The sequence below is a fragment of the Kosakonia sp. genome (genome assembly GCF_032104925.1).
Taxonomy (GTDB): Bacteria; Pseudomonadota; Gammaproteobacteria; order Enterobacterales; family Enterobacteriaceae; genus Kosakonia.
The window spans coordinates 72,721-93,483 of record NZ_DAMCGF010000013.1 but is presented as its reverse complement, the minus strand read 5'-3'; the positions used below and the strand labels follow the sequence as shown (position 1 = coordinate 93,483).

The 20,763-nt window shown below is 54.4% G+C and carries 20 protein-coding genes; 10 read left to right on the top strand and 10 right to left on the bottom strand.

Going from position 1 to position 20,763, the window contains the following annotated elements; translation table 11 throughout:
• Positions 1–111: 111 nt before the first annotated feature.
• Complete coding sequence (locus RT644_RS20565) at positions 112–534, bottom strand: flagellar protein FlhE (protein ID WP_082071798.1); 423 nt, start codon at positions 532–534, stop codon at positions 112–114.
• 403 nt (positions 535–937) lie between these two features.
• Between RT644_RS20565 and RT644_RS20560 the strand changes: the two genes are divergently transcribed.
• Genes RT644_RS20560 through RT644_RS20545 form a run of 4 tightly spaced genes read left to right on the top strand, consistent with a single transcriptional unit; the run spans position 938 to position 5,671 of the window.
• Positions 938–1,675 carry an ABC transporter ATP-binding protein gene (locus tag RT644_RS20560; RefSeq protein ID WP_313627914.1) on the top strand — a complete coding sequence of 246 codons (738 nt, stop codon included), beginning with the start codon at positions 938–940 and terminating at the stop codon, positions 1,673–1,675.
• A complete protein-coding gene (locus tag RT644_RS20555) occupies positions 1,668–2,918 on the top strand; it encodes an ABC transporter permease (protein WP_313627888.1) in 1,251 nt (416 codons plus the stop codon). Before RT644_RS20560 ends, RT644_RS20555 begins: the two co-directional genes overlap by 8 nt.
• Complete coding sequence (locus RT644_RS20550; RefSeq protein ID WP_313627886.1) at positions 2,911–4,377, top strand: TolC family protein; 1,467 nt, start codon at positions 2,911–2,913, stop codon at positions 4,375–4,377. Before RT644_RS20555 ends, RT644_RS20550 begins: the two co-directional genes overlap by 8 nt.
• Positions 4,370–5,671 (top strand): HlyD family efflux transporter periplasmic adaptor subunit, encoded by a 1,302-nt coding sequence (locus tag RT644_RS20545; RefSeq protein ID WP_313627885.1) that lies wholly within the window; start codon positions 4,370–4,372, stop codon positions 5,669–5,671. Before RT644_RS20550 ends, RT644_RS20545 begins: the two co-directional genes overlap by 8 nt.
• A gap of 12 nt (positions 5,672–5,683) precedes the next feature.
• Here the strand turns inward: RT644_RS20545 and RT644_RS20540 are convergent, their stop codons facing one another.
• Together RT644_RS20540 and RT644_RS20535 are read right to left on the bottom strand one after the other, a co-directional pair.
• Positions 5,684–6,007, bottom strand: coding sequence for an AzlD domain-containing protein (locus RT644_RS20540; RefSeq protein ID WP_313627883.1), 324 nt, complete (start codon positions 6,005–6,007; stop codon positions 5,684–5,686).
• Entirely contained in the window at positions 6,007–6,669 is a 663-nt protein-coding gene (locus RT644_RS20535) for an AzlC family ABC transporter permease (RefSeq protein WP_313627881.1), read from the bottom strand. The genes RT644_RS20540 and RT644_RS20535 overlap by 1 nt, the downstream gene beginning before the upstream one ends.
• Before the next feature lie 101 nt (positions 6,670–6,770).
• Here RT644_RS20535 and RT644_RS20530 point away from each other — a divergent pair, with 101 nt between their 5' ends.
• From RT644_RS20530 to RT644_RS20505, 6 genes are all read left to right on the top strand, one after another.
• Positions 6,771–7,319: a helix-turn-helix domain-containing protein gene (locus RT644_RS20530; protein ID WP_044489536.1), complete on the top strand. Its 549-nt coding sequence runs from the start codon at positions 6,771–6,773 to the stop codon at positions 7,317–7,319.
• 415 nt (positions 7,320–7,734) lie between these two features.
• On the top strand, positions 7,735–8,271 hold the full coding sequence (locus RT644_RS20525) for a fimbrial protein (protein ID WP_020455906.1): 537 nt from the start codon (positions 7,735–7,737) through the stop codon (positions 8,269–8,271).
• A 21-nt stretch (positions 8,272–8,292) separates the two neighbouring features.
• A complete protein-coding gene (locus tag RT644_RS20520) occupies positions 8,293–9,024 on the top strand; it encodes a molecular chaperone (RefSeq protein WP_313627878.1) in 732 nt (243 codons plus the stop codon).
• 38 nt (positions 9,025–9,062) lie between these two features.
• Positions 9,063–11,609, top strand: a complete 2,547-nt coding sequence (locus tag RT644_RS20515) for a fimbria/pilus outer membrane usher protein (protein WP_313627876.1) — start codon at positions 9,063–9,065, stop codon at positions 11,607–11,609.
• Positions 11,610–11,623: 14 nt separating this feature from the next.
• Positions 11,624–12,940, top strand: coding sequence for a fimbrial protein (locus tag RT644_RS20510; RefSeq protein WP_313627874.1), 1,317 nt, complete (start codon positions 11,624–11,626; stop codon positions 12,938–12,940).
• Positions 12,937–13,680, top strand: coding sequence for a molecular chaperone (locus RT644_RS20505; RefSeq protein ID WP_313627873.1), 744 nt, complete (start codon positions 12,937–12,939; stop codon positions 13,678–13,680). The genes RT644_RS20510 and RT644_RS20505 overlap by 4 nt, the downstream gene beginning before the upstream one ends.
• 30 nt (positions 13,681–13,710) lie before the next feature.
• On the opposite strand, the gene rhaM is transcribed toward RT644_RS20505, so the two are convergent.
• The 7 genes from rhaM to rhaD form a co-directional block, all read right to left on the bottom strand.
• On the bottom strand, positions 13,711–14,025 hold the full coding sequence (gene rhaM, locus RT644_RS20500) for an L-rhamnose mutarotase (protein WP_313627871.1): 315 nt from the start codon (positions 14,023–14,025) through the stop codon (positions 13,711–13,713).
• On the bottom strand, positions 14,022–15,170 hold the full coding sequence (gene fucO / locus RT644_RS20495; RefSeq protein ID WP_020455912.1) for a lactaldehyde reductase: 1,149 nt from the start codon (positions 15,168–15,170) through the stop codon (positions 14,022–14,024). The genes rhaM and fucO overlap by 4 nt, the downstream gene beginning before the upstream one ends.
• A gap of 62 nt (positions 15,171–15,232) precedes the next feature.
• On the bottom strand, positions 15,233–16,237 hold the full coding sequence (locus RT644_RS20490) for an ABC transporter permease (protein ID WP_020455913.1): 1,005 nt from the start codon (positions 16,235–16,237) through the stop codon (positions 15,233–15,235).
• Complete coding sequence (locus tag RT644_RS20485; protein WP_313627868.1) at positions 16,234–17,238, bottom strand: ABC transporter permease; 1,005 nt, start codon at positions 17,236–17,238, stop codon at positions 16,234–16,236. Before RT644_RS20485 ends, RT644_RS20490 begins: the two co-directional genes overlap by 4 nt.
• Positions 17,238–18,749, bottom strand: a complete 1,512-nt coding sequence (locus tag RT644_RS20480) for a sugar ABC transporter ATP-binding protein (protein ID WP_045512373.1) — start codon at positions 18,747–18,749, stop codon at positions 17,238–17,240. Before RT644_RS20480 ends, RT644_RS20485 begins: the two co-directional genes overlap by 1 nt.
• 49 nt (positions 18,750–18,798) lie before the next feature.
• Positions 18,799–19,785, bottom strand: a complete 987-nt coding sequence (gene rhaS / locus RT644_RS20475) for a rhamnose ABC transporter substrate-binding protein (protein ID WP_020455916.1) — start codon at positions 19,783–19,785, stop codon at positions 18,799–18,801.
• Positions 19,786–19,867: 82 nt separating this feature from the next.
• Positions 19,868–20,698 carry a rhamnulose-1-phosphate aldolase gene (gene rhaD / locus RT644_RS20470; RefSeq protein WP_020455917.1) on the bottom strand — a complete coding sequence of 277 codons (831 nt, stop codon included), beginning with the start codon at positions 20,696–20,698 and terminating at the stop codon, positions 19,868–19,870.
• Between the last annotated feature and the right edge of the window lie 65 nt (positions 20,699–20,763).

Sequence of the window (20,763 nt, the reverse complement as noted above, 5' to 3'; positions counted from 1 at the left end):
CCGATGGCATATAAGAAATGTCGTCGGGCATTATTATTATGGGTGAGTTAAATTCACATTCTTATTATTACAGTGCGTTATCAATAATAATATTACGCGGTAAGCGAATTATTAATTATATGTGTAGTTAACAATAATCTGGCTTGACTGGCCATTGACTGTCACCATTCTACCGGTGCCATTTACGCGGGCATATAAACTGAACGGTTGGTTCGGTGCGAGATTATAAGGTGTGAAGTCAATATTACCTGAACGTGCATCAGAAATATCCCTACAGTTGTTACCGTTGTTATAGCATAAATAAACCTGCATTCCAGCCGGGTAGGAACTGTAAGCCCAGGTGTAATAAACCATGCCAACTTTACCAGTTGAAGGTGTTCCGGCTGTAATCGGGAACGTCTTGTTATACCATTGGTTTTTTACTGAGATTGATGGTGCAAGCATTGAGCCGATGGACGTGCCGCCCGTTGCAAATGCGCTTGAAGAGATAAACATTAAACCTGATAAAGCCAGCAGGATCGATTTCCGTTTCATTTAAAGCCTCATTAAAGAGTAAGCTAACTAATATCCATGATATTTAACTTAAATCATGGGAATTATTGAGTTGCCCTGCGTGAATACAAGGCAACTCAATAATTCTTATTTGTCAGCCATAATTTCCTTTTGCCCGTGGAAAACTAGATAATATATTTATTTTTGTCAACGTTTATTATTTAAATTAAGCGAGGCTTAATTGCTGTTTAATATTTAAATATCCGGGGTAAAGTATACGGAATACCTATCGGCGGATGTGGTTAATTCTTTAGGTGTCAATTTTGGTAGGTTTGGTTGAAATGAATCCATGGCAAAAAAGCTAAAGCTTTCGTTTTTCTGGCCGTTAATATTGATATGTAGTTCACACCATATCCGTGTTCTTCAGGATGAATTATTGGCAAACATGGAACGGTTGCACGACTCAGGGATAAGCGAAACTCACCACACGACATCTGGCGCTGACTTGATACGCCTGGATTCGGTGACCTATTCCTACGCCACCGGTACAGCGCGGCAGACTATCCTGCACAACATTTCGTTATCTATCCCCGCCGGGCAAAGTTGCGCCATTGTTGGCGCGTCTGGCTCGGGGAAAAGCACACTGCTCAATCTGCTGGGATTGCTTGATACGCCCACTTCCGGGCGCGTGATGTTTCATGGCGAAGATATGTCCCGCTGTGGCGCAGACGCCCGCGCGACGGCGCGTAATCACATCATTGGTTTTGTCTTTCAGAGCTTCAATTTACTGCCCCGGCTTACCGCGCTGGACAATGTTGCTTTGCCGCTGCTCTACCGCGGCGTGCTGCGCCATGAGGCCCAGGACGCTGCCCGCAAACAGCTTCAGCGCGTTGGTTTAAGCGATCGCGCGCATCACCGTCCTGCGGATTTATCCGGCGGGCAGCGCCAGCGTGTGGCCATTGCCCGAGCGCTGGTTGGTGAACCGGCTTTGCTGCTTGCCGACGAACCTACCGGTAATCTTGATAGCCAAAACGCTGCTGACATTATTGACTTGTTGCTGGCATTGAATCGCGACAGCGGCACCACGCTGGTGCTGGTAACGCATGACAATTCCATTGCCCGCCGCATGTCGCGCTGTATTCAGGTGGCTGACGGGCGGATCAGCGAGGCAACGCATGTCTGATGTGCGTCTGCCCGCTGCAGTCCGCGTGTCTCAGCCTTCACGCTACGGAATGCCGTGGCTGCAACTTTTGCTGGAGTCGCTGGATAACCTGCGGCTGCTGGGTCGCCGCGCGGTGCTGGCGCTATTAGGTATCGCGGTGGGTTGCGCGGCGGTGGTGGCGTTGCTCAACATTGGCTACAACGCCGAACGTGAGGCGATGAGCATCTTTCGCGGTATGGGCAGTGAGCTGCTGGTGGCCAATATTCAGCAGCCTGTCGGTTCCGGCCGAAAACCACTGGTTGCGCCGGCCGATCTGGATATCGATACCTTGCATCAACGCATCCCGGAAATTGACGCCGCCTCTGCGCTCGTCCCCAGTAACACGCAAGCACGTCTTAATGGCCGAACGGCGGCGGCAACGCTGGTCGGAATCGGCGCTGAACTGCCTTCTGTTCTGCGGTTGCAACTGGAACAGGGTCGCTTTTTGAGCCGCTTTGATGCGCAGAGCACCTACGCCGTTCTCGGGGCGAATGTCGCCGCACAATGGGCTCAGCCCGACCGCCCTGTACTACTCGGCGACCGCATCCAGATTGGCGGTTATCTCTTTGAGATAGTCGGTATTCTGCGCCCGCAAGGGCCAAACCCGATCATTCCGGTCTCCGTGGATGATGCCATTTTGCTGCCGATTACCGGTATGCGCCGGGTAATCAGTTTTCCGCAAATAACGGGCGTAGCGGTGCGCAGCCGCAGTGGTGAAGAACTTGATCGCATCGCGCCCCGGCTACAGGCGTGGCTCAGCGAAAAGATGCCCGGCTTCGAGGTCAATGTGCAGGTTCCTCAGCAGTTGCTGGAAGGCATTGAGCAGCAGTCGCGCCTGTTTTCCTGGTTGCTCGCCGGACTTGGCGGCATCTCGCTGTTGGTCGGCGGGGTGGGCGTGATGAATGTGATGGTGATGAATGTGTCGGAGCGTCGGCGGGAGATTGGTGTGCGCATGGCGCTGGGCGCGCGTCCGCGCGATATCGCGATGCTCTTTTTGCTGGAAGCGATTGTCTTAGCCACCGTTGGCGCGCTGCTTGGCGCGGCGGCGGGGTTGGCGGCGGCGTGGCTGTTTGTCTGGTTTTCCGGCTGGTCTGATTTTGCCTTATCCGCCGCTGCGTTGCCGCTGGGCATTGGCAGCGCCATTGTTATCGGGCTGTTTTTTGGCTTATCTCCCGCACTGGCGGCGTCCCGGCTGGAGCCGGTGGAGGCGCTGCGCGATGCGTAAACATGTCTGGCTGTGGTTACTGGCAAGCCTGATTGTTTGCCCGGCGCGTGCTGAAATGCCGGTGAACCCTTCCCATGCCACGCGAGACGGCGAGACGGCGCGTATTGCCCTGAAAGGCGACAGTATCGATCTCACACTGAGCGATGCCATCTATCTCGGGCTGCGTGATAACCGCGCTATTCGTAGCGCGTATCTCGACAGGGTTGCGCAGAAATTTGACCTGCGCGTGGCCGAAGATCGCTTCACGCCAAAACTGGTGCTCTCCGGCAATTATCTCTCCACGCGTAACCAGGACGACCGCTACCGGCAGGGAAACCTGACGCCGGGTTCCACGCTGCTCACCCCGTACGGCACGCGCGTTAGCCTCGGCTGGACATATCAGCACACCGACGCCAACGTGGCGGGGTTATCCCACAACGACGGGGCGAACTTTTCTGTTATTCAGCCGTTGCTGCGCGGCGCGGGTAAAGATATTGCCACCGCGCCGGTTCGCCTTGCGCAGATGACCGAGCAAATCAACCGCCTGAATTTGAAGTCCACCGTTTCGCAGACGATCACCCAAATTATCACCGCTTACCGCGATCTGTTGCTGGCGCAGGAGCAGTTAAAGATTGCTGAGGATTCGCTGGCGCGGGCGCGCCAGTTGGTGGAAGTGAACCAGGCGATGATCAGCGCCGGGCGCATGGCGGAGTTTGAAATTGTGCAAACCGAAGCCGAAGTGGCCTCACAAGAGCTGTCGCATGAAGAGGCGCGAAACCGGGTGGATATGGCGCGGCTGGCGCTGTTGCAACTGCTGGCGTTGGATCTGCATGCGCCAATCGTCGCGACCGAAGCGCTACAGGCAAAGCCTGTCGAGGTGCAGGCCGATCGCGCACTGAAACAGGCGGAGGCGTCGCAGCCCGCTTATCTGGCGCAGCTGCTTGTTGGCGAACAGGCTGCGATTAACCTCTCCGTCGCCCGTAATGACCGGCTGTGGGATGTTTCGCTGGTTGGCGGCGCGACACAGCAGCGTAACCGTGCGGCGCGAGGTGATGGCGTGCGCAACTGGGATAACTATGTTGGGGTTCAGGTGGAGATCCCTATCGGCGACATGACCGCCCGGCAGGCAGAAGTGCAAGCGCAGGTTAATGTGAAGAACCAGCAAATCCAGCTGGCGGAAGCGCACCAGCAGCTTGACCGTGACGTAACCAACGCCGTGCGCGATATGGGCACCCGCTGGCGGCAGTTTGAGATAGCCCAACGCGCGCGGGATTTGTCACGCCGCAAACTGGAAATTGAACGGGAAAAACTGACCGCTGGCCGCTCCAGCAACTTCCAGGTGCTGAGTTTTGAAAACGATCTTCGCAACGCGGAAAACGCCAGGCTAAATGCGCTTATCAGCTATTTGAATGCGCAGGCCGGGCTCGATCAAACGCTGGGAACCACGCTGCAAAGTTGGGATATTTCGCTCAATGATTAAGTTTCTTATGCAAAAGCAACGCCTGCTTTTACTGCTGACACTTGCGGTAGTGGCTGGCGGCTCGCTCTTATGGTGGGTTGTCGCACGCGAACCGGAGAGTGGCGCTGCGCAGGAGATCTGGCTGCCGGTTCAGCCGCAGCGGCTTGAAAACCAACTGGGGCTGGTGGGGCGTATCCAGGCGGCCCGCCAGCAAACCCTTGCCGCGCCGTTTGACGGAGTGATCCGCGAAATCGCGGTTCACGAAGGGAAACGCGTTGAAAAGGGGCAAGTGCTGATAGTGCTCGATCCCGGACAGATTGAGATCCAACTTCGCCAGGCGCAGGCGGAGCTTTTGAAAGCGCAAAAAGAGGTGGCGCTGTTTCGCAACTGGAGCAGCAGCCCGGATGTTTCGCGCGCCAGACGCCTGGTGCAGACTGCGCGCGCGACGCTTTCCAATACGCAGGCCAATCTTCGCGATACTACTGCGCTTTTTAAGCGCGGGATTGTCGCCCGTATGGAAGTCGATGCGCTGGCGCAGCAGGCACAAGCGCAGCAGCAGGATCTGGCTGCCGCGCAGGAAGAGTTACAAACGATGGAAGCGCGGGGTAAAGGCGAGGACAGCAAAATTGCCGATATGGAACTGACAAATGCGCAGGCCCGCTACGCTGCGCTGAAGGCGCAGGTGGAACGGCAAACGTTACGTGCGCCCTATGCCGGTTTTATCATGCGCCCGGTCGCAACGGATAGCGGTAAACCGGTTACCCTCCAGCCGGGTTTGTCGGTGAGCCAGGGCGCGGCGTTATTGACGGTGACGGGGCTGGACACGATGCAGGTAGTGACCCGCGTCGAGGAAGCGGATCTCCACCAGTTAAAAGAGGGGATGCCGGTCAACATCACCGGAGAAGGGTTTGCCGGAAAAACGCTCAGCGGGCAGATCCGTGAAATTGGCGTTCAGAGCAGCGCGGCAGAGACGCAGGGCGCTTATTACGATGTCACTGTGTCGGTAGATACGCCGCTGGCGGATTTACAGCAAGATATTCGGCTGGGAATGAGCGCCCGGCTGGCGGTGATCACCTGGCAGAACGAACACGGTATTGCGGTGCCCGCTCAGGCGTTACATATCGATCCGCAATCCGGGGCGAGCTGGGTGCTCTGGCGAGCCTCGTCCGGTGAGACGCCGCGCAAAGTGGTGGTCACCATCGGGCAGACGGTGGCGCAGGGGGTGGAAATCCACGGGATTGACGCGGGGGAAGTGCGCGTTGAAATGGGCGCGCAGGACGGCTCGGCTAACCCGGTTTCCGTGAGTATCCATTAACGCGCCCGTTTCTTATGCGATTCCGGCAAGGCGCAGCAGCGCGGTGACAGCTGCGGCGGAGAGGATCACCACAATCAGCGGCATTTTTCGCCAGGCGAGAAACAGCGCGAAAAGCACGCCCAGTACGCGCGCCATGCCAGCGAAATGCCCGCCTTCATAGAGCATTGATGCCAGCGCGACCGCGAAAAGTAGGGTGGTAGCCGCATCCGACAGCAGTGCCTGCGAATGCTCGGAAAGCGCCAGCCGGCTGCCGAGTTTTGCGCCGCCAAGGCGCATCAAATAGGTGCCGATAGAAAGGATGGCGATACCGCCAATAATAAGCGCGACGCTGGCCATTATTTCTTCCTCGTCAGTAAGCCAAGTAAAGAGAGCAGCACCGGTAATCCCACCGGCGCAAAAGGAACGGCGGCGAGCGACAATACCGCGCCGCTCGAGGCGCGAATCAGCGTGGTGCGCTTTTTCAGCGCCGGCAATACCAGCGCCAGCAAAATTGCCGGGAAAACCGCATCCAGACCGATGGTTTCCGGTGCGGGCAGCAATTTACCCACCGCCGCCCCTATCAGTACGCCAGCGGGCCACAATAGCGCGACACCCAAACCGCACAGCCAGTAAGCGGCTTTACGCTGCTCAGCGGTGGATTGCGATAAGCCGAACACGACGCTTTCATCATTCATGATGTGGCAGCCGAGAAAACTGGCCGCACGTTGACCTACCAGCTCACGCACCGTGACGCCAAAAGGGATATGGCGAGCGTTAACTAACAGACCCGCCAGAGCCGCAGCCAGCGGATTGCCGCCGCTGGCGACAATACCGATAAACATAAACTCGGATGCGCCAGCCAGCACCAGGGTGGAGAGCGCCAGCGGCACCCATAAAGGAAAGCCGTAAGCCATGGCCAGCGATCCATACGAGACGCCGACAACGCCCACGGCCAGGCAGACCAGAAAAATAGCTTTTACAGTGTCGCCCTTCAGCGAGGCGAAGTGTCTGGTGAACATCTCTCTTTACCCATATCGAACGTTTATCCATTATAATGAACACACCAGAATCGTTTTTCAACAAGAACGATTCGTTCGATTAAATGAACAATGGGGTGTTTATGACACAGCCAATTAGCATCATTGCCAAAAGTCTGGTGCGTGAGCGACTGCGAACCGGGCTTTCGCTGGCGGAGATTGCCCGCCGGGCGGGTATCGCCAAATCCACGCTTTCACAACTGGAAGCGGGTAACGGTAATCCTAGTCTGGAAACGCTCTGGGCGCTGTGCGTCGCGCTGGACATTCCCTTTGCGCGCCTGCTGGAACCGCAAAAACCCACCACACAGGTTATTCGCCGTGGCGAAGGCACGAAAGTGATTGCCGAAGAGGCAAATTACCAGGCGATATTGCTTGCTGCCTGCCCGCCCGGCGCACGACGCGATATCTATCTATTGCTGACTCAGCCAGGCGCCGATCGGATCTCGCATCCTCACCCGACAGGTTCAGTGGAGCACATTATTGTGACACAAGGGCGGGCGCTGGTCGGGCTGACGGAAGCGCCAGAAGAGTTAGGCGAAGGGGATTACATTTGTTATCCGGCGGACAGAGAACATATCTTTAAAGCACTCGAAGCCGATACACAGGCTATTCTGGTGGCTGAACAAAATTAATCCGCTTTAATTCCACCCGGCAATAATAAAAACGGATAAAGATAACAGAGAGTGGAACAATTTAATTGTTCCCTTTGCGCTTTGTGTTTTATTTGGGATTTTTCACTTCATTTTTTCTGGTGAATATTCTGATTAAATACCTATTTTAATTAATTAATTGATCTTTTTAAGGCGTTAATTAATTACGTATCGCGCTGTTTTTTATGGCTTTTTATTTATTGGTGTATTGCTTTTGTGAATATTAAAAGCAATGTTATCAATTGCTTGTATGTTATAGCCTGGTTCCATTTAATGCTCTCTTTTAATACCTTTACATAAATTTTATCCCAGTGTAATTTACTCGCGAAATCAAAATGATTGGATATATATCAATCATATTCATTGGAGTTGTTAATATAAGGAGCGAGGCGAGTTTATGCACAAGTTAGTAAATATTTTTGCCGCAACAGCTATTTTGTCATTGAGCAGTTCTGCTTTTGCCGCGACATCAAATAACACCGTGCGTTTTATGGGTGAAGTTAGCGAACAGACCTGTGATATTAATATCAATGGTAGCAGCACATCTCCGATTGTACTTTTACCTACCGTCAGTGACAGTCAATTAGCGTCTTCCGGTTCAACGACAGGTGATACGCCGTTCACCGTAACGCTTTCTGGCTGTGGCGGCACGCAAGCATCCAATGCCGGAATTGTTTTTGTTGCCAACGATATTGATGGTACGAATTTGAAAAATACCGCGACCACTTCAGCAGCAACGAATGTTGCGATTCAGCTGATGGACGGTTCGAATGCGATGGACTTTACGGGAAATAAAGCCCAAACCTCGACGCAATCTGTCGGCGGGGCCAATACTACCGTAACCTATGACCTGGCAGCACGTTATTACGCGACCGGGCAGGCAACGCCTGGCGCTGTTGAAGCACAAGCGCAATTTGCTGTGACTTATCAATAATCTTTCTTAAAGCGCTGCATTATGCAGCGCTTCTATGCGGCTTATATCTGTATGTCGAAATATATATCACTGACAGCATTATTATTTTTTATTATCGGAAATGCTTGCGCCAGTGTGACGATGGTCGGGACGCGCATTATTTATCCTGCTGACATAAAAGAAAAGGGATTAGCTTTTACTAATACGGGTAATGAACCTGTTTTAGTGCAAGTCTGGGCGGATAAAAATAATCCTCAGTCGACACCGGAAACGGCTGATGCGCCGTTTCTTGTGATGCCGTCGATTTTCCGTATTAATCCAGCTACTGAACACACATTACGGCTGAAATTTACCGGAGCACAACTTCCTCAGGATCGAGAATCTCTTTTTTGGTTGAATTTTCTGCAATATCCGGCAAAGAAAACATCTGAACGTGGGCAGAACAGTTTAACCATGCTGATAAAAAGCCGACTGAAAATTTTTTACCGCCCCGACGGGGTTACAGGAGATGCTAACCATTCTCTCGACAATGTAAAAGTGACATTACATGGTCAAATTGTCGAAGTGAATAATACGAGTGCTTACCATATTTCTGTGATTAGCGCTTTTACTGAAGAACGGGAAAAGAAACATCCAATAAACTTCAAGGGAATGATGGCGCCACGCTCCATTACGCAGTGGACCCTCCCGACTGCTGGTGGGGATAAATTAACGATTAATGCATTAAATGATTATGGTGGAGTATTTAGCAAATCGTATTCTTTAGTTAAATAAATCTTCCGCTCGGAAATATAAAACATTATTCAACTCGGATGGTACTGATGCATCTGCGCTCCTCATGCTTTCGTATTCTCATAGGGTTTATTTCTGTTGTATCGTTGACGGCATCGGCGAAAGATAATGAATTTTATTTTGACGCGTCCTTGTTAAGGGGAAGTGGGTTATCTAATGAAGATCTCCTGCGCTTAAATAAGGATGAACTAATTACGCCGGGCCGACATTCTCTCGATATTTATCTTAATGGGAAATTTACTACCCACCGCGAGATTGAATTTTCCCGCCGCGGTAAAAAAATCGAACCGTGTCTACCCCATGATTTATTAACAACGTTGGGTTTTAATGCGTTGTCGGACGACGCTGCGCCATCCTGTTATTGGCCAGATGATAAGGTATTGAACGGTATCACCCGTAAAGATGACATGGCGCAATTGCGGATGGATTTCACCGCGCCGCAGGCGTTATTGAAATCGGTTCCCCGTGGCAGCGTAAGCGAAGCAAGCCTCAGCGCCGGGGAAAGCATGTTATTTCTCAACTATATGGCTAACCAGTATCATGTTAAGTCGCGCCAGGGTAATACCGACGGCATGGATTCAACCTGGCTGAGTTTCAATGGCGGTATTAATTTGGGGCTATGGCGTTATCGCCAGCAATCCAATTTTAGCTACAGCAAATATAACGGCAGCCGCTGGAGCACCAGCCGCCGTTATATCCAGCGTGCGATTTATCCGTTACGCAGTGAAGTCTTGATCGGCGAAGGCTACACCAACGGGCAATTCTTCTCCGGCATGAGTTTTCGCGGCTTCCAGATCTCATCGGATACGCGAATGCTGCCGAATTCCCAGCGAGGCTATGCGCCCGTCGTGCGTGGGATTGCCAAAACCAATGCCAAAGTGACCATCCTGCAAGGCAAAACCACGCTATACGAAACCACGGTTGCCCCCGGTCCGTTCACCATAAATGATCTCTATCCCACCAACTTTGCCGGGGATTTAACCGTCGTTGTCAGCGAGGCTGACGGCAGTGAAAACACCTTTAGCGTGCCTTTCTCCGCGCTGGCTGAATCCATGCGTTCAGGCGCTTCCGATTACGTTTTCACCGTGGGGCGAGCGCGCGATGTTGGCGATAACAATGTCTTTAGCGAAGCGGTCTGGCGTCAGGGGCTGACCAACGCGCTCACCCTCAACCTCGGCAATCAGCTTGCCGCGGGTTATATGAGCTATTCATTGGGGGCGGTTTACAGCAGCGTGGTCGGGGCATTTGGTCTGAACAGTATGTTCTCACGCGCGAATATGGGCAGCGAAGGTAACAAGAGCGGCTGGACGCTGCGCGCGAACTACAGCAAATTTATTCCGCGTACCGGCACCTCATTTACGCTGGCGGGTTATCGGTATTCAACGGAAGGTTATTCTGAACTTTATGACGCCCTGGGTTCGCGTGAAGCGCGCAATCATGGGCAAAAATGGCAGTCATTAAGCTGGAAACAACGCAGCCGCATTGAGATTTCCGCCGGTCAGCGCATTGGCATGCTGGGGGATATCACCCTCTCTGCATCATCCCAGGATTACCGTGACGGTAAAAAGCGCGACAAACAACTTCAGTTCAACTGGAGTAAAACCTTCAACCATGGCATCTCGCTGAATCTGGGGGTTGCGAGGACGTATAACGTCGTGCCTGGCATGAACAGTACCCCATGGCAAAACAACGGTAACGAACATACGATTTTCCTGCGTGATCGCATTCAGACCATGTGGTCGCTCTCTGTTTCCGTGCCGCTTGGCAATACACGCTATGCCCCGATTTTGTCGGCCAGCGCGAACCGATCAAACAGTAGTAATAGCCGCGATGGTGGCTATCAATCGACGCTAAGCGGGGTGTATGGCGAGAAGAACCCATTGAACTACAACCTGAATTACTCGACTGATAGCAAAGGTGAGCAATCTGTTTGGGGGGGCGGACTCCAGCGCAGTTTCCCGTATGCCAATACGGGTCTTTCATGGTCCTCCTCGAAAAATTACTGGCAAGTTTCAGGCTCGCTTCAGGGTGCCCTGGTGGCGCATAGAGGTGGCGTGACGCTCGGTCACTGGGTGGGAGACAGTTTTGTGTTGGTTGATGCACCTGGCGCCAAAGGTGCGGAAGTGATTGGTGGGCAGGGAGCGCGTATTGATTCCTTTGGTTATGCGATTGCGCCGTCGCTGGGGGCTTATCAGTTCAACAACATCGGTCTCGATCCCCGCAATATGAGCGAAGATGTGGAACTGCAAACGTCACTCCAGCGTGTTGCACCTTATGCGGGCGCGACGGTGCGGGTTCGTTTTAACACGCTGAGCGGCCAGGCCATGCTTATCACCGCGCAGCCGCAGCACAATACACCGATCCCCATGGGTTCCTCTGTCTATGACAGCTACGGCAATTACGTCGGCATGGTCGGTCAGGCTAATCAAATTTACCTGCGTTCGAGTGACGATAACGGAACGTTGCGCGTTCAGTGGGGAAATAACGCTCAGGAAATCTGCCATATCTCGTGGCGTATTACGCCGCCACGCAAACCTCTGCTTCTGATGAGCTTGCCATGTCGTTAAGCAACGGAGTTTTTATGCCATTTATACGCATCATTTTGCTGAATATTCTTTTATTAACCAGTTTGTCCGCGAACGCGCTGTGTAAAAAAGGCCCGGATTTTGTCCGTACCGAATTAGATGACTATGGCCTTGGCCTGGCGATGGGAACTATTAACGTTTCCAGCCTTGAAATCCAACCGATAGGTTCCCCTCTGGGCTCCAATATCGTGACGTTCTCGCAGAACCCGCGTTACAAAGGCCCGGATAGCGTGTTGTGGGTGTGCGATATTGCAGATAAAGACAATATCTTCGAAATCATCGCCACTAACGGCGACGATCGTAACAGCGGTTTTTATGATTTAGGGAAAGACGATGGTTTTCCCAACTACTTCGGCACGCTGTTTGCGCATGTTGCGTTACGGTTGACGCATCTGAATTCAGGCACGGTGTTTACGCGCCAATATCAGCGTATCCCGATGAAAAATTACCTGGTCTCACCGGATGGTACGCAGATCTATATTCGGGTTAAAGATTTTAGCCCTATCCGCGCGGATCTGATTCGGGTGAGCGGGACAACCTCTACAGGCGCGCCCTTTAATTATTGCGGTCGTGCGTCGCAATTAACCTCCGGCAGTTATAGCTGCAACCAGCCCAACGGTTATGTCTCTTTTTGCTCGCCGGGCAGCCCAGATGCGTACTGTGATTCTGGCGATTCTGCTTACACCTTTGATGGCTGGTATTTAGATAACTGGATGGCCATTAATATGGGCATTTCTACGGGTCACCCCGCCAACCTGGTATCGATACCCACCTGTGTGGCGAAAAGCGTCACGCCGGTGGTGTTTTTCCCCACCATTTCCGTGAGCGATCTGAACAACGGCCAAACCGCTCAGAGCAACTTTAACGTGCACATTCTCTGTGAAGGTCAGTCGACAAGCGGTGAAACACAGGGGATGACGGCAATGGGACTGCAAGTGCCCTATGAAAGTTATCTGACTGCGCAGCAGCTTAATCTGGTGAATGCGTCAGGCGGGGTGAGCCATCTGCTTTCCGAAAAATATGGTCAAGCGGGTTACGCCAGCGGAGTGGGAATTCAGATAGCCAACAGCAATGACGGTGTGCTGCGTAATTTTATTGGCTGGTCTCGCTGCCAGGCCGCAACCTGCCAACCCGGCGGCAATGGCGGCTGGTACCCGGTGCGTGATGGCGCGACGCAAGTGACGAATAACGGCTCAACCGCGATCAACGAATATGTGGTGAATTTCAATGCTTATCTGACGCGTATCGCGGGCGAAACGGTCACGGCAGGTAAGGTTGATGCCAGTGCTGAAGTGCTGGTGAAAGTCCAATGAGAACCCGACTTGCCATCGCGCTGCTCACCGCTTTGTTGATGGCCGCCTTTTCCACCCGCGGCGGGCTTATCGCCGCCTCGACGCGGGTGATTTTTAACGAAGGACAGACCCAGCAAAGCCTGATGCTGGTCAACACCAACAGCTGGCCGGTGATGGTGCAAACCTGGGTCGATAACGGCGAAGCGGATGTCGATGCGCCCGCCCGCTTTAAAGCGCCGTTTGTGGCGGTTCCGACGCTGTTTTCACTCGAACCTAAAGGGATGCAGGGGTTGCGGCTGTTGTATAACCAGCAAATGCTGCCAAAGGATCGGGAGTCAGTTTTTTGGCTCAACCTTTATGAGATGCCGCCAAAATCATCCACCTCAGCGCCAGACGCACGCAGTGTGATCCTGACGATGAACACACAAATGAAAATCTTCTGGCGGCCAAAAGGGCTTGGCGCGCCGGTGGATATGGCGAAAAAAATCCGTTTCAGTGTGACGAACAGCGGCAAAAGCATGGAGATTGTCTGCCATAACGCCTCGCCGTGGCATGTCTCATTTGCCGGATTATCGTTACTCCACGGCGAAAAAACCTACACCGTGGAGCAGCAGCCGGACATGATGGTGGCGCCCTACGGCGAGAAGCGATACACCGTGGTTGCAAAAGACCTGCAGCCCACGGTTTTACCGCTGCGTATCCAGGCCAAATTGATTGATGATAGCGGCCTGGTTGCCGAACAGACATTTCCCGTTCGTTAATCCCCCTCCGCTGCGAAGGGGGCTAACCGCTTACTCCAGGTAGAACACTTCTTTTAATTCTGTGCTGACCGGGCTGTTGTCCGGGTTAGCGGGCATTACATCACGCATATATTTCCACCAGCGCTGGCACACTTCCGTATTCGCGACCGCGTTCCAGCGCGCTTCCGATTCAATCTCAACGGTGGCGAACAACAGGTTGCGCTGTTTATCGAGAAAAATGGCGTAATGGTGCGCCCCGCCTGCTTTCAGCGCTGCTTCCAGCTCCGGCCAGATCGGGTTGTGGCGGCGTTCATACTCTTCGTGTGCATCGGGATTTACCTGCATCACAAAGGCTTTACGGATCATAATGCCTCCAGATAAAGCTCGCGGACTTCGTCCCGGCTGGCGGTTCGCGGGTTGCACGGTGCGCACGGATCGGCGAGCGCTTTATCCAGCCAGCCTTCGATATCCGCTTTGGTAACGCCGAGTTTGCTGAAACCAGAAGGAATACCGACGCGCGCGCTCAGGGCGCGGATCGCATTGATGGCTTCCATGCTGGCGGTTTCATCGCTCATTCCTTTGGTGTCGACACCCATCGCCTGCGCCACGCGGGCAAAACGGGCGACGGCGTTCGGGCGGTTAAAGTTTTCGATGACTGGCAACAAGATGGCATTGCATACGCCGTGCGGCAAATTGTGCGTGGCACCCGGCTGGTGCGCTAACGCATGAACCAGACCAAGCCCGGCGCTGTTAAAGGCCATGCCGGCAAGATACTGGCCGTACGCCATTTGCTCACGCGCTTCGAGGTTGTGGCCGTCATCAACCGCCTTTGGCAGCCACAGGTTAATTAAGCGAATCGCTTCCAGCGCGTTGGCGTCGGTCAACGGGTGCGCGCCCACTGAGACATACGCTTCAACGGCGTGGGTCAGCGCATCCATGCCGGTTGCGGCGGTAACAGAAGCGGGGATCTCCAGCATCACGCTGGCGTCATCCACGGCTATATCGGGAATAATGTTCGGGTCGATAATCACTTCTTTCACCTGCCGCGCGGAATCAATGATTACCGCGTTACTGGTCATCTCCGCCGCCGTCCCGGCGGTGGTATTGATGGCGACCAGCGGCACACCGGGGTTTTTCACTTTGCCGACGCCGGAATAGGCGGTCGATGGGCCAGGGTTAGCGGTGAGGATTTTCACCCCTTTGGCGGTATCGATCGGGCTGCCGCCGCCGAAGGCGATAATGTAATCGCAGGCGGCGTTTTGATACGCCGCATAGCCTTGTTGTACCAGCGCTTCCGTTGGGTTCGGGAACACGTCATCAAACAGGTGATACGGCATGTGATGCGCTTTCAGCGCGGCAAACAGGCTGTCCAGCAGACCCAGTTTGACCAGTTGCCCGTCGGTGACAATCAGCGCTTTTCCCCACTGTTTGTTCGCCACCATCTTGACCATATCGCCGATAGCGCCCGCGCCATGCAGGCTGATTTTGGGTAGTGCTAACATAAAGCTCATACATAACTCCTTTATTTTCTTTGATTTTTACCGGCGACGAAACGCCCTGTTGCCGGAGGGATTCATAAACGCCTGCGCTGCATCATGCGGCGGGTGATGATCGGCAGCGAAATCACCACAATCAGCATCGCGCCGACGATAATCGACATCACAATGCCCGGCACATTGAGCAGGCTCAGGCCAAAGGTCACCAGCCCCATCAGGAAGGCGGCGATAATCACGCCGACCATGCTGCCGGAACCGCCAAGAATGTTGACGCCGCCGAGCACCGCCATCGTTACCACCGACAGCTCCCAGCCCAGCGCAATCGTCGGGCGCGTGCTGCCCAAACGCGATGTCAGCAGCACCGAGGCCAGACCCGCCATCAGCCCCACCAGCGCGAAGAGGATCAGGTTGTGGCGCTTCACATTGATACCGGAATACCACGCGCCGGTCGGGTTATTGCCGATGGCGTACGTACGGCGGCCAAAGTTGGTTTTGTGCAGCAGAAAAGCGAACAGCAGCGCCAGCACGATGAACAAGGCAAACTCAAACGACAGTGCGCCCCACACGTAGCCCTGACCAAACCACGCAAAACTCGCAGGCCAGGTGTTAAGCGCCTGATCGCCGAGCAGAATGTAAGTAATGCCGCGATACAGGCTCATGGTGCCGATGGTGATCACAATTGAAGAGAGGTTAAAGCGAGTCACCAGAATGCCGTTGAACAACCCGCACAGCAGCCCAACGCTCAAGCCGACGCACACCAGCAGCGGCGTATCCATACCCGCCTGGGCGCAAAAGCCCATCGCCGTTGAGCTGAGCGCGATGGTGGCGGCGACAGAGAGGTCAATTTCGCGGGCAATGATCAGCATCGCCATCGGCAACACGATGATCGCTTTTTCGGTGAAGTTGAATGTCGCGTCGGAAAGATTCCAGATGTTGAGAAAATAGGGCGATGCGAGGGCGTTCACCACAAACACTGCCAGCGTCACCGCCAGTAAAAACCCTTCCCAGCACAACAAGCGCTTAAAGAACGGTGTCGCGGCAGGGGTATTTTTCACGGGCTCAGAAGTCAATATTTTGCTCATGGTTTCACCGCCTGTTTTTGTCGTGCCAGCGCCGCGTCACGCAGGATCAGGCGGCCTTTGCGTTTGTTACCGCGCTCGTTGAGCAGTACCGCAATCACAATCACCGTGCCGGAAATCGCCATCTGCCAGAACGGCGAAATGCCAATTACCGGCAGTGCGTTATTGATAACGCCGAGGAATAGCGCGCCGAATAAACAGCCGAGCACGCGCCCGGTGCCGCCCATGGTGCTGATGCCGCCAATCACACAGGCGGCAACCACTTGCAGTTCGAACCCGTTAGCCACGTCGACATAAGCCACGGCAAAACGCGAGATCCACAAGTAGCCGCAAAAGCCCGCCAGTGCGCCAGAAAGGCAGAAGCTGACAAACTGCATCTTCCCGGCGTTGATACCGGTGTAATACGCCGCCGTGGCGTTGCCGCCCGCGGTATAGAGCGCTCGTCCGGTGCGGCTGTAACGCAGGAAGTAGCCCACCAGCAGCAATATGGCGATGGCGCACCAGCTCAGTACCGGCAAACCCAGCACTGAAGTTCGCGGCAGGCCGAGAAAATCCGCGCCCATCTGGTTCGAGTTCACCCAGCCGCCGCCTGAGAGCAAAAAGATAATCCCGCGATAAATGCTCATAGTGCCAAGCGTGACGACAATTGCCGGGATACCCAATTTCCATACCAGCAGACCATTGATGATGCCCATCACCAGCCCGAGCACCGTTGCCAGTAGCAGCAACGACCAGACAGGCACATCCGGGTGATGGAAATTAATCAGCGCGACAATCATGCCGGTCAGCGCCAGGTTGGCGGCCATCGACAGGTCGATGCCTTTGGTGAGCAGCACCATCATTTGCCCGAGGGCGAGAATGATCAGAATGGCGGTGTCGTTGAACATCTCCACCAGGTTGCCAGGGCTGATAAACGAGGGGACACGGCTGCCGATAGCCAGCACCAGCAGCACAATCACGCCGCCGAGCAGCGCTTCGCGATGTTTAAGCAGTTGTTGCCACATTATGCTGCCTCCTTCCCGGCACCGCTGGCGGCGCTGACGATGGTTTCCGCCGTCGCTTCACCGGCCTGGTACTCGGCGACCATCAGCCCTTCGTGCATGACGATCACCCGATCGGCCATGCCCATCACTTCCGGCAATTCAGAAGAGACCATAATCACCGCCAGCCCGTGGGCTACCAGTTCCGACATAAACTGGTGTACGGCGGCTTTCGAACCGATATCGATGCCTTTTGTTGGTTCATCGAGGATGATTACGTCCGGATGGGTGGCGAGCCATTTGCCGATCACCACTTTTTGCTGATTGCCGCCGGAGAGGGTTTCCACCGCCTGCTTCCAGCTAAAGGCTTTCACCTGCAAACGGCGGGCGTACTCATCCGCCAGCGCCCACTCTTTGGCCTCGTTAAGCACGCCGTTGCTATTGAGTTTGCTGAGCTGCGGCAGGCTGATGTTCTGGGCAATCGACAGCTCAATGATCGCGCCCTGTTTTTGCCGCTCTTCCGGTACGCAAACAATCCCGGCGTTGATAGCGTCCGCAGGCTGGCGGAAATGCACCGTTCGCCCGTTAAGGATGATCTCGCCAGAAGAGGGGCGCGACACGCCGGAAAGTGCCTGCATCAGTTCCGTGCGTCCGGCACCTACCAGGCCGTAAAAGCCGAGGATTTCGCCTTTGCGCAGCGAAAAGTTGATATGGGCAAATTCCGTGGGATGGCATAAATCGCGCACTTCCAGCACGGTTTCGCCGGGTGTGCAGGCCACTTTCGGCCAGCTCTGGTTAATGGCGCGCCCGACCATCATCGCCACCATCCGCTCTTCGGTGATGTCATTAATGGCGCCGGAATCGACATACACTCCGTCGCGCAAAATGGTGTAGTGATCCGCCAGCTCAAAAATTTCATCAAACTTGTGCGAGATAAACAGGATCGCTTTGCCTTCCTGCTTCAGACGTTCAACGATTTGGTAGAACTCCAGGATCTCATGCTGCGAGAGCGCGGCGGTCGGTTCGTCCAGAATCACCACCTGCGCTTCAAAGGAGAGCGCACGGGCAATCGCCACCATGTGGCGCTGGGCGATACTCAATGTTTTCAGCGTCGCGCGCGGATCAATTTGCACCTCCAGTCGGGTGAGGATCGCCTGTGCTTGCTGGTGCATGGCGGGCCAGTCGAGTTTTTTCAACAGCCCTTTATACAGATACTGCCCAACGAAGATATTTTCGGTGACCGATAACTCGTCAAACAGCACTGTTTCCTGGTGAATAGCGGTGATCCCCACTTTATGCGCCGACTCGGGCGTGGGGAGCGAAATGGGGATCGCTTTGTAGAGTATTTCGCCCTCTTCAGGCTGGTAAATACCGGTCATCACTTTGACCAGCGTGGATTTGCCCGCGCCGTTTTCACCGATCAACGCGGTGACTTTACCGGGCCAGAGATCGAGCTGTACGTTCTCAAGGGCGCGCACACCGGGAAAAACTTTGGTGATGCCCTTGAGCGACAGCAGAGGGGTGGATGCCGTCATGATAGTTCTCCAGTTTTTGCCCTCTCCCGCAAAAGAGGGCAGGAAGGGATCAGAAAATCTTCGAGAACTTATCAATGTTGCTGGCATCGTAGACAAACGGCTCAGCCATCGCGCCGTTACCGTCGGCGTCGAGTTTCACCTTGCCGAGTTTGCCCATGCTGGCTTCGTCTTTGGTCGCCGTGCCTTTCACCAGATCATCCGCTAAATAGGTGGCGGCATAACCGAGGTCGATCGGGTTCCAGATGGCGAAACTTTTGCTCGCGCCGGACTTAATCGCGCCCGCCATTTCAGACGGCAGCCCTAAACCGGTGACATACACTTTGCCAATCTTGCCCTGGTCTTTTACCGCTTGCGCCGCCGCGACAATGCCGACCGACGATGGCGAAACAATCACTTTCAGGTCCGGATACGATTTCAGCAGGCCGACCGCTTCGCGGTAGCTCTTATCGGAGAGATCGTCGCCATAAGCGACAGTCACCAGGTTAATCGACGGGTACTTCGGCAATACCTTTTTCATCTCCGCAATCCAGATATTCTGGTTGGTGGAGGTGGGCGTGGCGCTAAGAATCGCCACATCGCCTTTTTCAACATTCAGCGCTTTTAGCGCATCGGCGGCCAGTTTGACGTTGGTTTCGCCAATCAGCGCGTTATTCGAGGGGTTGAGGTGGATCTGGCGTCCGGCTTTCGCCACGCCGGAATCCCACGACACCACTTTAATGCCGCGCTGCATCGCTTTTTTCAGCACCGGCACCACGGCATCGGGATCGTTGGCGGAGATGGCGATCGCATCCACCCCCTGGGCGATCAACCCGTTAAGTACTTCGATCTGCGCTTCGGCCGTGGTGGTGGTCGGGCCGGTGTAGATCACTTTGACATCTCCTAGCTCTTTGGCTGCCTCCTGTGCGCCGGTGTTTGCTGCTTCAAAAAAGCCATTACCTAAAGATTTCGCCACGAGGGCGATTTTTACTTCAGCTAAAGCGGAACCGGACAACGCCAGCATGGCAACGGTGAGGATTAAGCTTGCTTTTGTTTTCATTGCTTTTACTCCACGAGAGTTAGTGTTTGTAGGGCTTGCAGGTGAGGATTCGCCCCGTCTCAGTGAGCGGGGCGCGATGTTGTTATGGGTACAGATCTAATGCCGATTGCAGCGGCGTCACGCCAAAGCGTTTACCCAGCGCAATCAACTCTTGCTGCGTGATGGTCTGTTTCATACCGCCCATCGAATAGATTTTTACCAGCACCTCGGCGGATTTCTCGGCGGTGTCGATCAGACCAAACGCTTCATCCAGCGTCGGGCCGCTACCGAACACGCCGTGGAAAGGCCACAGCACCAGCGAATGTTTCTGCATATCTTTGGCGGTCGCCTGGCCGATTTCATCCGTGCCTGGCACCATCCACGGCAGAATGCCAACGCCATCCGGGAACACCACCAGACACTCGGTACTGCCTTCCCACAGTTTGCGGGTAATCAAATCGGCGGAGTTTTCCAGCACGTAGGTCAGCGCAATCAGATTGGTGGCATGGCAGTGCATGATCACGCGGTCTTTGCCGCCGGTGGCTTTGATGCGTTCGCAGTGCGACAAAAAGTGCGCCGGTAGCTCTGACGTCGGAACCGCTTCATGTTCCAGTCCCCACAGAATGTGGTAACCCGCGCCGTCGCTGTCGACTTTCACTACGCCTAAATTTGCTGCCGGATCGAGCTGCACGTTACGGAAAAATTTGCCGGAGCCGGTGACGATAAACGGCGTGTTAGCCAGCAGCGGCATCGGCTGGCTCAGGGCGATATAGCGTGGTTTCTGGTGAAAATCAGCGGCGAACGATGTGATGTCCGCCTCATCCAGGCGCAGCGTCAGGTTGCCGCCGTTGCGTTCATCCCAGCCTTTCAGCCAGGCGTCCGAGGTGGCCTTGATCATCCCCTGGACGAACCAGGAATCGGTAATGGTCTGCATAGTCTTCTGTTTCCCGTTTATTGCCCGGTAGCGCTGCGCTTACCGGGCTGATGAATGCGCAGCGA

Bases quoted from the DNA above. Each gene is read 5' to 3' on its own strand.
- RT644_RS20510 (WP_313627874.1), top strand. From the start codon at position 11,624: ATGCCATTTATACGCATCATTTTGCTGAATATTCTTTTATTAACCAGT.
- RT644_RS20480 (WP_045512373.1), bottom strand. From the start codon at position 18,749: ATGACGGCATCCACCCCTCTGCTGTCGCTCAAGGGCATCACCAAAGTT.
- fucO (WP_020455912.1), bottom strand. From the start codon at position 15,170: ATGAGCTTTATGTTAGCACTACCCAAAATCAGCCTGCATGGCGCGGGC.
- rhaD (WP_020455917.1), bottom strand. From the start codon at position 20,698: ATGCAGACCATTACCGATTCCTGGTTCGTCCAGGGGATGATCAAGGCC.
- rhaM (WP_313627871.1), bottom strand. From the start codon at position 14,025: ATGATCCGTAAAGCCTTTGTGATGCAGGTAAATCCCGATGCACACGAA.
- rhaS (WP_020455916.1), bottom strand. From the start codon at position 19,785: ATGAAAACAAAAGCAAGCTTAATCCTCACCGTTGCCATGCTGGCGTTG.
- RT644_RS20555 (WP_313627888.1), top strand. From the start codon at position 1,668: ATGTCTGATGTGCGTCTGCCCGCTGCAGTCCGCGTGTCTCAGCCTTCA.
- RT644_RS20545 (WP_313627885.1), top strand. From the start codon at position 4,370: ATGATTAAGTTTCTTATGCAAAAGCAACGCCTGCTTTTACTGCTGACA.
- RT644_RS20520 (WP_313627878.1), top strand. From the start codon at position 8,293: ATGCAGCGCTTCTATGCGGCTTATATCTGTATGTCGAAATATATATCA.
- RT644_RS20525 (WP_020455906.1), top strand. From the start codon at position 7,735: ATGCACAAGTTAGTAAATATTTTTGCCGCAACAGCTATTTTGTCATTG.
- RT644_RS20560 (WP_313627914.1), top strand. From the start codon at position 938: ATGGAACGGTTGCACGACTCAGGGATAAGCGAAACTCACCACACGACA.
- RT644_RS20540 (WP_313627883.1), bottom strand. From the start codon at position 6,007: ATGGCCAGCGTCGCGCTTATTATTGGCGGTATCGCCATCCTTTCTATC.
- RT644_RS20490 (WP_020455913.1), bottom strand. From the start codon at position 16,237: ATGAGCAAAATATTGACTTCTGAGCCCGTGAAAAATACCCCTGCCGCG.
- RT644_RS20535 (WP_313627881.1), bottom strand. From the start codon at position 6,669: ATGTTCACCAGACACTTCGCCTCGCTGAAGGGCGACACTGTAAAAGCT.
- RT644_RS20515 (WP_313627876.1), top strand. From the start codon at position 9,063: ATGGTACTGATGCATCTGCGCTCCTCATGCTTTCGTATTCTCATAGGG.
- RT644_RS20505 (WP_313627873.1), top strand. From the start codon at position 12,937: ATGAGAACCCGACTTGCCATCGCGCTGCTCACCGCTTTGTTGATGGCC.
- RT644_RS20565 (WP_082071798.1), bottom strand. From the start codon at position 534: ATGAAACGGAAATCGATCCTGCTGGCTTTATCAGGTTTAATGTTTATC.
- RT644_RS20485 (WP_313627868.1), bottom strand. From the start codon at position 17,238: ATGTGGCAACAACTGCTTAAACATCGCGAAGCGCTGCTCGGCGGCGTG.
- RT644_RS20550 (WP_313627886.1), top strand. From the start codon at position 2,911: ATGCGTAAACATGTCTGGCTGTGGTTACTGGCAAGCCTGATTGTTTGC.
- RT644_RS20530 (WP_044489536.1), top strand. From the start codon at position 6,771: ATGACACAGCCAATTAGCATCATTGCCAAAAGTCTGGTGCGTGAGCGA.